The organism is Microbulbifer variabilis (assembly GCF_020524905.1).
GTDB classification, from domain to species: domain Bacteria; phylum Pseudomonadota; class Gammaproteobacteria; order Pseudomonadales; family Cellvibrionaceae; genus Microbulbifer; species Microbulbifer variabilis_A.
The window spans coordinates 26,452-40,011 of the sequence record NZ_JAIVKI010000016.1 but is presented as its reverse complement, the minus strand read 5'-3'; the positions used below and the strand labels follow the sequence as shown (position 1 = coordinate 40,011).

The window sequence follows — 13,560 nt, the reverse complement described above, 5'->3', positions numbered from 1 at the left end:
ACCCAGCAAATGGGCTGCCGGGGCACGACACTATAATCCACCTGTAGAGAGCTTCTGGAGCTATCTATGAGGTGTCGCTATAAAACTACCAGCCCTTATTGCTGGGTTTTAATATACCTTTTCGTACTAATTTTCGCGCTTGCCGGATGCTCCCCAAAAGCACCCGAGAGCATTGAGAACAAAAGTACGAATCAAGCTACTGCCACTTCTGAAAGTAGCTCTCAAGCGAATACCCAAGCAAAGGAGAGCAAAAGTCCCCCGGTTACTCCCGCAAAAGAACAACAGGTCAATTACATTGAGACCGGCGATCTCAAGGAAATTAAAAAACACGGCACCATCCGCTTTGTTAACCTGACAGGCGCTTCGGAAAATTTACTTCCCCGAGACAGCGTAGTCAGCCTGCGTGATTTCGAGCTGGGGAATAAACTTGCCAAACAATTAAAACTGGAAGCCAAATGGATAAAGGCCCCGTCCCCGGATAAAGCGGTAGAAATGTTAATTGCCGGCGAGGCCGACATTATCGCTTACAACCTGACAGTGACTGATGCCCGCAAAAAAATTATCGACTTTAGCATCCCCATTCGTAACTCCCGCCAGCAGCTCGTCACAGGAACTTCTGGACCAGACATCAGTGACCCGAGCAAGTTAAAAAATGTCGAACTGATTGTGCCGCAGGGATCGGCCAATATGGAAACGGCGCAACAATTAATCGCCAAATATCCCAATGCCAATCTCAGCGCAAGGGAATTTGTTATCCACGGTAATCGCGATGGCCTGGTAGACATGCTCAACAAGAAGAACAATTGGGTAGCGGTTCTCGAGGATTTTTCAGCAGAAGATTTGCGCAATTACCGAGATGACTTGCGCCTGGGCGCTTATGTCAGTGAGGTGCAAAACATTGCCTGGGGGATGCGTAAAGATAACAAACGCCTCAATTCCACGGTGGATAATTTTCTTACCCGCAACCTGGTAAAAGCCCAGGAAGAGCGAATCACTGATTGGAAAGGAATTAAAAAATCTGGAGTTATCCGCCTGCTGACTTACAACGGGCCCACAACCTATTTCCTATGGAAAGGCCTACTGATGGGCTTTGACTATGACTTGGCGAAAGCTTTCGCAGACAAACACAAATTACAATTGCAAATAATTGTAGTGCCCTATGAAGAGGCTCTGGCAGATTGGTTAAGAGCCGGGCGTGGGGACTTTGCCGGATCAGAGCTCAATATCACTTCTTCCTATGAGGAAAAGGGAATGGTATTTACCAAACCCTATGTGGAATCCGCAGACCAGATAGTTAGCAGTAAAGATAAACCCCCAATCCAACAAATCCAGGATCTGAACGGTCGAAAACTGACCTTACGCGCCTACTCTTCATTTATTGACACTGCAAAAACATTGCGCGATGCCGGTATCGATGTGGAAATTCAGGTAGCTCCGCCAGATATGTCTCAGTCACAAATATTTTCTTTGATTGCAGACGGACTGATTGATGCAACCATTTCCCACTCCGGACGGGCAAAAATTGAAGCCTCGGTACAGCCAAATCTTGTGCTGGGCACTCTACTCGGCGATCCCCAACCCCAGGGGTGGCTCGTATTGCGTCAGAACTGGCACCTGCTGAAAAACCTGAATAAATTTATAGAAAGCTACAGAAAAACAGCACAATATAAAAAAGATTATGCAGCCTATTTTGAGCCCAATAAACGCTTTATGCAGAGGGTGAGTAGTCGGGTAATTCCAGGCGAAAACCTCTCACCTTATGATGATCTGGTAAAAGAATCCGCTTATAAGTACGATTTTGACTGGCGCATGATCGTCGCGCAAATGTGGCAAGAGAGTAATTTTAATCCCAAAGCAGTCTCTCCTGTCGGTGCCCAGGGGTTGATGCAGGTGATGCCGGCAACTGCAGAGGAAATGGGCTTCCCTCCACCGCTGTTTGAGCCAGAACGCGGTATTAAAGCGGGAGTCAAATATATGGATTGGGTAAGAGACAGGTTTAACCCCTCCCTGCCGACAGTAAACAAACTTTGGTTCACCCTCGCCTCTTACAATGCCGGTTATGGTCACCTTCTCGATGCACAGCGCCTCGCCGAACAGCTGGGCCTAGACCCCAATGTCTGGTTCGACAATGTCGAGGTCGCCATGTTGAAGCTGGCCCAGCCTCAATACTTTAAACGTGCGCGTTATGGTTATGTACGCGGTTCCGAACCCGTACAGTATGTGCGCAATATAAGCAATCTCTATAAAGCCTATCTGGAAATGATGAGTGATGATGCCAGTGTAACAGTGCCCCGGCGTAAATTGCCGGAACCTAGTTACTGTTCTCCACAAAATACTCCAGAGGGGGTTATTCAGCAGATACCCAACTATTCCGCACCTTAGCCAACTACATGGATTCGTCAAAGGTCACAAGGTAAGCACAATTTTTCCAACAATCTTGCCGGACTCTAAAAGCCGGTGCGCCTCGACAACTTCCTCCAGGGGGAAGTGCGCAGCAATCTGGGGATGAATTTTGCCAGCTTCAATTAATGGCCAAACCTGGGACTCCAAGGCGTGGGCAATATTGGCCTTAACCCGTGTAGATCTCGGCCGCAGGGTCGATCCGGTCAGGGAAAGTCGCTTCAACATGACCGGCAACATATTCACTTCAACACTGGCTCCCTGCAAGTAGGCAATATTTACTATGCGCCCGTCGTTAGCCGCTACCTGAATATTGCGTTCAATATAGCTACCTCCCACCATATCCAGAATGACATCCGCTCCGTGGCCCGAGGTAGCTTCCTGTACTACCTGTACAAAATCCTCTTTCCGATAATTAATCGCCCGCTCTGCGCCAAGTTGCTCACAAGCTGCGCACTTTTCTGCGGAACCGGCGGTGGCAAAAACCCTGGCACCCAGCTGGTGTGCCAACTGAATAGCGGTAGTACCAATACCCGAGCTGCCACCGTGCACCAAAAAAATTTCACCACTTCGCAGCCTAGCCCGGTCGAACACATTGGCCCAAACCGTAAAAAAAGTTTCCGGTAAAGTCGCAGCCTCCACCATGGATATAGAGCCGGGTATTGGTAGACACTGCCCCTCGGGTACGGCGACAAATTCCGCGTAGCCACCACCATTAGTCAGCGCGCAGATCTTATCGCCAACTTTCCAGCGCTCAACACCATCCCCCACCGCTGCCACCCGCCCAGATACTTCAAGCCCAAGAATTGGCGAGGCGCCCGGAGGCGGTGGGTAATGGCCTTTGCGCTGAACAATATCGGGACGATTGACCCCCGCAGCGGCCACTTCAATCAACACTTCCCCAGGAGCTGGCTCAGGCTTGGGCAGGTTCGCCAGCCGCATGACTTCGGGGCCGCCATATTCCGGCAGATCTATAGCACGCATGATTCACTCCTTTAAATTCTTCACGACCCGGTTAAGCGATGGCGACAAACTCTAAATACCATCAGGGGATACTGGGCACTACTGTACCGCTAATGAGGGGAAATTACAGGTAGGTAAAAACGATTATGGCCGGGGACACTCGCCGATTTAGTGTGCAAGTGTCCCCAGCCACATAAAGTCCATTAACGTTGAGCAAGGCCCCAGTTAATGAAGAGGGTATGCCGCGCTGTTAAAGCTCGTAGAGGAACTCCACCCCCATAACACGCCCCTTGTTTAGCGGAGTAAAGCTGGCGCCAACACCTCCCATAAGTGGCGGCAACTGAGTATTATTGCCTTCCGCCATCTCATTCAGCATATTCTTGCCAAATAGTGAAACGGTATAGCTGCCATTATCCGGTGTATAGCCGATGCTGAAATCCACCATGTCCACTTCTGACAACATACCGCGGTTGTCATCAGTGTAAGGGGCTTCATCTCGGTGATTAAAATTCACACGGGAAGTCAGGGTGCCATAGGCGCCTAACTGCAGATCGTGAATAAAACCTGCTCCGTAGGTCCAGGGAGCCAGGCGAGGAATCTCAAGACCAAGATCTGTGCCATCTACAAGGCCATCCCCATTCAGATCGCCCAGTACCTTGTCGTAATCCCCATCCACATAACCGACATTGAAAGTAAACAGCAGGTTTTCACTCAACGCCGCCATCGCCTCGAACTCTGCACCACGAATAGTGGCATCGGCGGTGTTGCGGATTATCTGAGCAACCCCAGTTACCGCATCAGGAAGGTTTTCCTCGCGCTGCATATCATCAATGGTATTGTGGAAGACGGCCATATTGGTACGCAGGCGTCCATCCAGCCAATCCATTTTGGCGCCGATCTCGAAGCTGTTCTGTTCCTCCTGATCAGTTACCTGTGGTGTATAAGGCATTTTGGTTAGGGGATTAATGCCGGCATTGCGGAAATTGTAGCCGCCGCTGCGGAAACCCTTGGTCCAGAAGGTATACAACTGTGTATCATCGGAGACGGTCCACTGCAGACCCACCTTAGGTGTGAAAGCATTCCAGCTCTCACTGTCTTCAAAGTCGTAACCTACACAACCATCCAGAGAACAAAGGTTTAGGGGAATAGAGGCAATTTTTGCGTCTTTTTTCTCACTGGAATAGCGCCCCCCCAGGGTCAAGACCCAAGCCTCATTTAGGTCAATATCGGCCTGGGCAAACACGCCATAAGTACGGTGATCCTGCTCGCCGCCACCTGTCCAGTCAATTGTCCCAAAACTTAAAAGACGATTTTCCAAGTAAGTGACATCCTGGCTAAACCAGTAAATACCAGTGGTCAGGGCGGTTCGACCAAAGCGACCAGCATAGCGCAGCTCATTACTGAGCTGGCTCTGGTCCACACTGGAATCCGCATGGAAGAGCGTGATAGGCAAGGAGTCGATATCACCTACACCCCGTGCCTCATATTCCCTCCAGGCGAGAATATTGGTGATGGTGCCATCACCAAAGGCGACATCCTTGTTGAACTCGGTAATAACCTGGCTCCACTCATCTTTCTGGTAACCTTCTTCATTTTGGGCCACTTCAAAAGAGTCCTTGCCGTTATCCCAATCATCGATGCCAATTGACGCAGCAATGAGAGGGGCACTTGGAGCAAGCTTCATACCTTCCATAGTCTGAACATAGGTCGATTCATAACCACGGTTTTGCGCTACCACACCATCGGAATCCATACGGCCGTGCTCCATGCGCACCAACAGCTCCGCTGTTTCGTTCAGCTGGATACTAAAGCTAGGCCGAATAAACCAGCTATCGGAGGCACCGGCATTATCGTTGTTAGTAGCAACATTTTCGAACCAACCCCGATCATCATTGTAATAAACCGTTAAACGGCCGTTGACCCTATCGGAAATGGCACCATTAATGGAACCAGCTGCGACAGTATCGAGATCGTCTGTCGTGGATAATTTAAAACGCGTGGTAAATTCATCCGTGGGACGCGCAGTCTTTATTACCACCGCGCCACCAGTAACGTTGCGGCCAAACAGCAACCCCTGCGGGCCTCGCAACACCTCAATACCTTCCAGGTCGAACAGATCGGTCACCACACCGGCGTTCACTCCCAGATACATACCATCCACAAACACACCAACGGTGGGGTCAATAGAGGGAATGGAACTATTGATACCCAGACCACGCACGGTAAAGTTAGCGGTGTTTTTAACAGTGCCCACATCTTCCAACTGGACGTTGGGCATTTTGAAGGAAAGGCTCTGCAGATCCTTGGTGTGCAGGGCCTCTAGCTGATCTCCGGAGTAGGCGGTGGCCGCTACGGGAACCTCCTGCAGGATTTCTGCATCGGCGCGTTTACGGGCGGTAACCTGCACCTCTTCCATAAGAGTACCGACCGAACCCTCAGCGGCAAAGCTAGGGATAGCACCACTGGCCAACCAAAGAGTCGCTACTGAACAGGCGGAAAGCAGAGCGGTGTGCTGCTTGAGTTTTGACGGACTTCCCATGTTTTCTCTCCATTGTTTTATTGTTTTTATCTACAACAACGGACTTATCGCAATCGGTACTGCCTGATCTCGCCGCTCTACTCTCTCTGTGGAGATTCCGACTTTGCGAGACTCCGATCCAAGACCGCGCTGATAAAGAGACACAGAATTCGCATGTTTTCTGTGACGCAAACAGATTACAGGCTAGCCACGCCCTGTGGAAGTCTATTTATCGCGGATAACCATAAAAATAACTCAATTAGTCCGGAAAGTTCGCTCGCAAAGCGAAAACTAAAATAGGACGAAAAAACAAAGCTAAATATGCACTATTTAAGTGCGATCTTTTAATTCCCCAAAACTGTAAATCCCGCTAAAAAAGGGGGGAATCACAATGCATGCTCACCGCGTACAATTAGAAAAAAGGCACATCAGCCACTCTCTTCCGATATACAACAGCAAACCACAACCCAATACAAAAGTACCTTCACCCCCCCAATAAATAAGACCCGACACAAGACCTAGCAGTCAGCAAAATTACTCGAGTAATAAAAAGCATTAGTAAATGGTACTTATGAATATTTTGTTAAAACAGTAAGACCCTAAACACAGATTTCTCACATTTGCGAAAATCAGGGATTGACCACCAAGTCCAATCACTTAATTGCCAGAATAAACAAGTTGCTAGCGATTGATTAGCAAGCTACGAGCTACCAGTCGATAAAGTTGATCGGTAAATCCTTATCAGTTCGATATATACAATACTGCCCAGCGATATGCCCGACTCCCCGAGTAGCCTTAGTTAGGTTGGCTTATAGACTAGGACTCCCCCTTTTCCTCTAGTGCGATCACTTTGTTTATTTCTCTCGCATCCAGAGTCTCCTTTTCCAACAGAGCTTCCGCTAGAGCATCGAGTTTTTTGCGATGTTTCTGTAAAAGATTCTGAACTTCCTTCTCGATCTCACTGACCAAAGCGATCACTTCATCATCAATAATTTCAGAAGTATGTTCGCTAAAATCCTTCTGCTGTGCCATTTCCTTACCCAGAAAGATATGTTCTTCTCCGCGTCGAAAGGCCACCGGCCCCAGTTTCCGGCTCATGCCCCAATGCGTCACCATATGTTGGGCTAAACGGGTGGCCTGCTTCAGATCAGATTCTGCCCCACTGCTGACTTCATCAAATACCACCTGCTCGGCCACCCTTCCTCCCAGCATCACGCCGATACGGTCACGCAGGTAACTCACCTTCATATTGTGGTGACTTTCCGCAGGAATCTGCTCTGTTGCCCCAAGGCTGTGCCCTCTCGGGATAATGGTGGCTTTCTCCAGTGGGTCGGCATGGGGTAGCAACGTTGCGGTGAGTGCGTGGCCAGCTTCATGATAGGCAACCGTTTTTCGATCATCCTCCCCCATTATGACTTCCCGCTCTCCACCGAGTACTACTTTGTCCCTGGCCTGTAACAGACAATCCATATCCACGGCCTCCTTGTTTTGCCTGCCCGCCAGCAAAGCCGCCTCATTAATCAGGTTCTCCAGGTCCGCCCCCGCGAAGCCCGCAGTCAAAGCGGCAAGATGCTCCAGGTCAACCTCTCCGTGTAACGGGACATTTTTTGAGTGAATTCTCAGGATTTCCCTGCGAGCGGGTTTGTCCGGTAAATCCAGGGTAATTTTGCGATCGAAGCGTCCAGGGCGAAGCAGTGCCGCATCCAGCACGTCGGGGCGGTTGGTTGCGGCAATCACTACCACCGCCTCCTGGGGATCAAAACCGTCCATTTCCCCAAGAATCTGGTTGAGGGTTTGCTCACGCTCGTCGTGGCCCCCTCCAAGACCGGTGCCACGCGCTCGCCCCACCGAGTCGATCTCATCGATAAAAATGATCGCAGGAGCCTCTTTCTTAGCTTCCGCAAACATATCTCGCACCCGCGATGCCCCAACGCCAACAAACATCTCGATAAACTCTGAGCCACTGATGCTGAAAAAAGGCGCATCGCTCTCTCCAGCCAGGGCCTTAGCCATCAATGTTTTGCCCGTACCCGGAGGCCCCATTAACAGAATTCCACGGGGAATCTTGGCCCCGAGTTTGCGGTAGTGATCAGGATCTTTTAGGTAGCCGGCAATTTCCTGCAAGTCCCTCTTGGCATTGGCAAGACCGGCCACATCATCAAAGGTTACTTGGGACTCACTGCGTTCATAGCGTTTAGCAGGTGATCGGGCAAAGCTGAAGGGGCTACCGGGAGTCATTGCCCCCATACGGGCCTGCATTCGTCGCCCTAACCAGACCAGTAGCGCTATTATCAGAACCCATGGCAACAGCAGTATCGCCATCCTCTGCCAAAATCCCCCTTGGGGCGATTCCGCTTGGATTGTTACTTGCTGTTTTTCCAATAGAGGGAGTAACGCTGGATCTTGAACCGGGGGCAAAGTGGTGGTGAAGCGCTTTTCTTCTGGCTTCTCGGTTTTATCCTTTGCTCCGCTCTTCCCTTCTGGTTGGGAATTGGTGGGCCGCTTAAAGACTCCGGTAATTCGCTGCCCTTCAAAGAGGACACTGGCAATTTTCCCCCTGCTGAGAGCATCCTTGAAGTCGCTATAAGCCAAGACTTCCCTCTCTGACCCAAACTGTCCGTTCGAGCAATACTGAAAAGTAAGGATAACCAGGAATAGGAGAATGACATATAGCAACCAGCCCAATGGGCCCTGCTGAGACTGACCAGTAAAAGGGGAGCCCGGCTCCTCCGGTGACGGGTTTTTCCTTTTTTCGTCGTCATCCTCAATTGCCATAAGTTCTCGCTGTACTTGGGATAGGCTGCCCTCCTCAAGCTGCAAGGCAGACACTTTATGCTGAAACAATCAGTATAGTTCTCCGCCAACTGTGCTGAGATGTTGCGCGTATCGACTCATGAGCATCAAGCCTACCAACAGGAGAAGGCGCTCTTAAAATGCTGGACAATCCCACCTCAAGGCCAAGAGCAACTATTTTTAAAAAGGGCTTGCAAAGTCATCTCCTACACGGCAGAATTCGCGCCCTGTCGAACTCACTGAGCCCACAGCAGAGGGCGAAAAAGTTCGATAAGTTGCGGATTTTTAAAGGATTTTCCTAAAAAATCAGTTGACTTAAGCAGCTCAACTGACTATAGTTCGCATCCATAACGCGCTCGTAGCTCAGCTGGATAGAGTACCTGGCTACGAACCAGGCGGTCGGAGGTTCGAATCCTCCCGAGCGCGCCATACAGAAAGGGCCTGTAACGCAAGTTACGGGCCCTTTTTATTTTTAGCTCGCCTTTTTACCTTTACCTTCTCAGCCTTAGCCTACTAGTGACCATTCAGCTTAGCTAAGAACAGGCTAGTAGCCTCCTCAAGGAAGAAATGGACCCAGGTAACAACCCGGCCCCCCTTTCGCCTACTTCTGTTGCATACTTTTGCAGAAAGGAAGCTAACTCATAGGCTTAATTGCAGATATTTTCTTTCTGAACCACATCATATTTCTTCAATAACTCCTTATAGCGACCGCTGCTACATAGCTTGGCAAGCCCGGTATTAAAATCATCACGCACCTTCTGGTCACGGAACCCTACGCGGAAATCGGTCATTGGAACAAAAATTGGGAAAAGGTTAACCTGATCCATTTTGTGGCCCATTTTATTACTCAAGTTCTTAAATAATTCCATGTCCACAACCGCCACAACATCTTTCATCTTCCAAAATTGCGCTACAAGATCGGGAGCTGTCGGAGCCTGAATAATATTCTGGCGCTGTGTGCCATTGGGCCCATACATTTTTTCAAATTCCGGCCCCAAATCCATGGGTCCACCCTGCCAAGTGATCACCTTCTTGCCGGCAAGATCCGCAATACTATCAATTTTCATTTTGTCGGTAGCTTTGGTAATTGCGTAGTTGGCAAAACTGATCATATTGTTGGAATAAAAAAGACCATCATCCTTCTTCATCACATTTACCGCCGCCTGCACTTTACCCTGTTCAAGGGCTGGGGCCGTTTCTGCAAAGCCCATTTGTTCAAACTGCACGGCATAACCGGGAAGCGCCTCCCGTACAATATCCACTTCCAAACCACTGGTAGCCTGGTTAATCACATAGGGCGGGGCATCGCCAGCTATCGCCACTTTTAAGGGCGCACCTCCCGACTGCGCAACCGCCGAAACAAGAACGCCGAACATTAAGCCTAAAAAAGCAATAAGGGAGCGTATAAGCATAACTATCTCCAAAGCGACAGAAAAATCACCAAGACGCCCTAAGTGTTGGCATCGAATAGTGATTAATCAAGTCGCATATCTCCACTAAACGAGAAATGTCCTGCCCATCAGGCACACATCAACAGTCAATGTTTTTTGAATCAAGGGGCTTGAAAAGGGCGCACAATTCCCCAACTATAAAATTATTAAAGGGGACGAGGTTAAAACCTCGGTGAATAAACCGCTTTTCCCCCATCTATATAATTTCGAAAAACTGCAGGGTCAAACTTGCAATATGCTCGACTTACTATATACCCACGCAAAAAAAACCGGAAAGACTCAAGTAAGGAGCCAGTCAAAATGGCGTCAGATTTGGATCGCATCATTGAGTATGAAACCATGCTGCACGACACAGGCACCCGCAGCAATATTAAAATACTGGAAAAATTGTTAAGCCCAGACTTTAGAGAGGTGGGAAAATCTGGCCGAAGTTTTGACTTTAAATTGATAACCACATTGATGCAGTCAGAGAAAAAAAGTGAATGGACAATTCACAGCCAGAATTACCAATGCTTAACGCTCTCTGAATCCGTCCAATTACTGCTGTATCAATCCGCGCACCGCGACCAGCAGGGAAATTACTCTGATTTCTGCAAACGCTCCTCTATTTGGGTGCTCAACAAAGGTCGCTGGCAGATGCAATACCACCAGGGCACGCCCTGTGAGGCCTTTTCAATTAGCGAGAATATTTCAGCTAAACAATCGACAAATAACCTATGACCGCTTTCCTTGCGATTATCCTGCTCGCCCTGGCCATCTGGCTTATACCTGTTTTTTATCGCCGCTGGAGTATCCGCTACCGTCGCGCACAAGCGCTCACACAAGAGCAGTTACAGCTGCTAAAAGAAACGCTCCCGCTATATCACCATCTAAACAGCGACCTACAACAAGAACTGTGCAGTAATATCGTCCTTTTTCTTAATGACAAAGAATTTGTCGGTTGTGACGGCTTACAAGTCAATGAAAAAATGAGAGTCGCCATCGCCGCCCATGCCTGCTTGCTGTTGTTGGGCCGCAAAAATGATTGCTATCCCAATCTCTATACCATACTCCTGTACCCGGATACCTATGTTGCCCATGAAACCCACAGGGAAGGCTATATAGAAACCGCCAGACGTAGTGCACGGGAAGGTGAAGCACATTACCGCGGACCAGTGGTTCTCTCCTGGGGAGATCTGGCGGAAGACCTAGAGCATCCCCAGCGAGGCCACAATGTTGCCCTGCACGAGTTTGCCCACAAAGTAGATGAAGAGGACGGCTACTTTGATGGCCGCCCACTTTTTGAAAAATCCGGTGATGGTGCTAACTGGGCCCAAGTAATGAGCCGGGAGTTTCATCGTTTGCGGCAAAGAGCGGAATTTGGTCAACTTCCCGGCGATAGCCCCTCCGTACTGGATTTATACGGAGCCCAATCTCCAGCTGAATTTTTTGCCGTAGCGACTGAAAGTTTTTATACAACCCCCAAAGCCATGCGTTCACTACATCCAGAACTTTACAATGAACTGAGCCATTTCTACCGGTTAGACCCAGCAAGCCTGGTCGGTGGCAATGGGAGAGTCAATCCAGGATTATGAATCATCCATTTTCAACTCTATATTGAAGCGCGATTTGACATTGACAGCTTATTGACTGCGACCAATACCAAGAAAATCTCACTACAAATGAATCCAGGAAATTGTAATGCAAGAAATTGAGAAAGCGCTCGAATTTATTATTGAAATAGAGAAGCTCAAAGATGTACAACGAAAAACGAGACCAGTGGGGTTAAAGCGCTACGAAAATTCCGCGGAACACAGCTGGCATGTCTGCCTATGCGCTTTAATTTTGAAAGATTATTCAAACGACCCATTAAATATAGATCGGGTAATAAAAATGCTTCTTATACATGATCTTGGGGAGATTGATGCTGGGGATACCATAATCTATTCAAGTGAAACAGGCGAGAAAAAAGCGAAAGAAAAGCAAGGGTTGCAACGCCTAGCTTCACTGTTACCTGGAAATATGAATATAGAGTTGGTGAATCTATGGGAGGAATTCGAATCAGGAGAAACCGCTGATGCCCGCTTTGCAAAAGCCATTGATCGTATTCCGCCCCTACTTCATAACATTTATGGCGGGGGACACAGCTGGAAGCAGTATGGCATCACCAAGGAACAAGTATTTTCTTTAAACGCACGTATTGGAATGGGAAGTGAAGTACTTTGGTCTGAAATTAGAAGCAAACTAGAGGGGGCAGTTAAAGATGGCATTCTCAAGTAGGAGCTGATCTAGACTGATTCAGCCTCATAAAAATTGGGTAGTGAACTTCCACTCGAAAAAACGATCAGTCACCTAAGCCTGTTCTACAATCAATAATATTGAAAAATTTCTCCCTTATCCCCTCCGATGTCTTGATAAATTCCAGCGCATCAGGAATTAATATCGTGCCAAAAGTAATCGCACCACTCCTCGGCATCTTCAGCCTTTTTTTGTTTCACGCAGCATCGGCTACTTCGCCTACCAGGTGCCAGCCTCAATTTAACCATCAAGATGACAAGGTTGCTCAATACAACCGGTGCACCTTGATTGATTATCAGCCAAGTGCTAAAGCCGGATCAGCGACGATCGCAATGAATCAGGATCTTAAAGGCTCTTGTGTTTATACCACTGCGGTCCAATGTGGTGATCAAGATATACGGATGCGGGATATTGCCGCGATTGATTTTAAGGTTAATGTCCCTGCAGGTAGATGCAGTCCGACGGAGTGGATCGCCGTATACATGTTTCCCTGGTGTGGACGACTGGGGGGGTGTTGGGATGGTGGAGAACGTGAGGTGGACTTTGTAGAAACTAAAGGCCCCAATGGCCCCGGCGGCTTCGCTTCTAACTGGGGAGACCGCCCCAAGCAGGCAGGCTGGGTTAATCAACAGGGTGCTATAAGAGTAAACAATGGTACTAAGCAGCATATTACGTTCACTTCCAGTCAGGTTCTCTCGGGGCCGAATAACGGTACCTACCAATGGGATATTCGAGTATGTGATGCTACAGAGACAAGATGTGACAGTTCCAACCAACTCTGGCATGCCTACCGCGAGAAAGGTCCTACAGTTTTTGACAAATCGATGATGATTGTTATCGACAATTGGGGAGTCAATGGTCCTCCCAAGAAAGGCTGTACTTTAGAAATTACAGATATGGTAATCACCAAACACTCGAGGTCTTCTGAAGAATAGAAGAGACCTCAACTGAAAATGCCAAATTTTCGATAGCAGGGGAAATTTTAGCTATCAAAATTTATTATTACGATGGGATTACTAAACATTAAAAAACTAAGGCCTGAAAATTCCCAGCACACTCCCTAAATGGCACGATAGTCTAACCAAGAAACCTTCACTGTATCGACCAATAATACCCAACCCTAACCGTAAATAATACTTACCAATTTGAAGCCACACT

General features: G+C 48.5%; 9 protein-coding genes and 1 tRNA gene. 6 read left to right on the top strand and 4 right to left on the bottom strand.

Annotated features, from left to right (window positions below):
- Positions 1 to 66 precede the first annotated feature (66 nt).
- Entirely contained in the window at positions 67 to 2,382 is a 2,316-nt protein-coding gene (locus tag LC073_RS16310) for a transporter substrate-binding domain-containing protein (protein ID WP_226648382.1), read from the top strand.
- A gap of 24 nt (positions 2,383 to 2,406) precedes the next feature.
- Here LC073_RS16310 and LC073_RS16305 read toward each other — a convergent pair whose 3' ends face one another.
- The 3 genes from LC073_RS16305 to ftsH all read right to left on the bottom strand — a co-directional run bounded on the left by LC073_RS16305 (position 2,407) and on the right by ftsH (position 8,725).
- Entirely contained in the window at positions 2,407 to 3,384 is a 978-nt protein-coding gene (locus LC073_RS16305; RefSeq protein ID WP_226648381.1) for an NAD(P)H-quinone oxidoreductase, read from the bottom strand.
- 229 nt (positions 3,385 to 3,613) lie between these two features.
- On the bottom strand, positions 3,614 to 5,902 hold the full coding sequence (locus LC073_RS16300; protein WP_226648380.1) for a TonB-dependent receptor: 2,289 nt from the start codon (positions 5,900 to 5,902) through the stop codon (positions 3,614 to 3,616).
- A 795-nt stretch (positions 5,903 to 6,697) separates the two neighbouring features.
- A complete protein-coding gene (gene ftsH / locus LC073_RS16295; protein ID WP_226648379.1) occupies positions 6,698 to 8,725 on the bottom strand; it encodes an ATP-dependent zinc metalloprotease FtsH in 2,028 nt (675 codons plus the stop codon).
- A 301-nt stretch (positions 8,726 to 9,026) separates the two neighbouring features.
- Here ftsH and LC073_RS16290 point away from each other — a divergent pair.
- Positions 9,027 to 9,103, top strand: a tRNA-Arg gene (locus LC073_RS16290).
- A 218-nt stretch (positions 9,104 to 9,321) separates the two neighbouring features.
- On the opposite strand, the gene LC073_RS16285 is transcribed toward LC073_RS16290, so the two are convergent.
- Positions 9,322 to 10,050, bottom strand: coding sequence for a substrate-binding periplasmic protein (locus tag LC073_RS16285; protein ID WP_226648451.1), 729 nt, complete (start codon positions 10,048 to 10,050; stop codon positions 9,322 to 9,324).
- Positions 10,051 to 10,425: 375 nt separating this feature from the next.
- Between LC073_RS16285 and LC073_RS16280 the strand changes: the two genes are divergently transcribed.
- From LC073_RS16280 to LC073_RS16265, 4 genes are all read left to right on the top strand, one after another.
- Positions 10,426 to 10,845: a DUF4440 domain-containing protein gene (locus LC073_RS16280; RefSeq protein WP_226648378.1), complete on the top strand. Its 420-nt coding sequence runs from the start codon at positions 10,426 to 10,428 to the stop codon at positions 10,843 to 10,845.
- Positions 10,842 to 11,699 (top strand): zinc-dependent peptidase, encoded by an 858-nt coding sequence (locus LC073_RS16275; protein ID WP_226648377.1) that lies wholly within the window; start codon positions 10,842 to 10,844, stop codon positions 11,697 to 11,699. The genes LC073_RS16280 and LC073_RS16275 overlap by 4 nt, the downstream gene beginning before the upstream one ends.
- A gap of 106 nt (positions 11,700 to 11,805) precedes the next feature.
- Positions 11,806 to 12,384, top strand: a complete 579-nt coding sequence (locus tag LC073_RS16270; protein ID WP_226648376.1) for an HD domain-containing protein — start codon at positions 11,806 to 11,808, stop codon at positions 12,382 to 12,384.
- A gap of 350 nt (positions 12,385 to 12,734) precedes the next feature.
- Entirely contained in the window at positions 12,735 to 13,337 is a 603-nt protein-coding gene (locus LC073_RS16265) for a hypothetical protein (protein ID WP_226648375.1), read from the top strand.
- Positions 13,338 to 13,560 lie beyond the last annotated feature (223 nt).

Coding starts and splice junctions, on each gene's coding strand:
- LC073_RS16275 (WP_226648377.1), top strand. CDS start 10,842: ATGACCGCTTTCCTTGCGATTATCCTGCTCGCCCTGGCCATCTGGCTT.
- LC073_RS16265 (WP_226648375.1), top strand. CDS start 12,735: ATGAATCAGGATCTTAAAGGCTCTTGTGTTTATACCACTGCGGTCCAA.
- LC073_RS16270 (WP_226648376.1), top strand. CDS start 11,806: ATGCAAGAAATTGAGAAAGCGCTCGAATTTATTATTGAAATAGAGAAG.
- LC073_RS16280 (WP_226648378.1), top strand. CDS start 10,426: ATGGCGTCAGATTTGGATCGCATCATTGAGTATGAAACCATGCTGCAC.
- LC073_RS16300 (WP_226648380.1), bottom strand. CDS start 5,902: ATGGGAAGTCCGTCAAAACTCAAGCAGCACACCGCTCTGCTTTCCGCC.
- LC073_RS16285 (WP_226648451.1), bottom strand. CDS start 10,050: ATGTTCGGCGTTCTTGTTTCGGCGGTTGCGCAGTCGGGAGGTGCGCCC.
- LC073_RS16310 (WP_226648382.1), top strand. CDS start 67: ATGAGGTGTCGCTATAAAACTACCAGCCCTTATTGCTGGGTTTTAATA.
- LC073_RS16305 (WP_226648381.1), bottom strand. CDS start 3,384: ATGCGTGCTATAGATCTGCCGGAATATGGCGGCCCCGAAGTCATGCGG.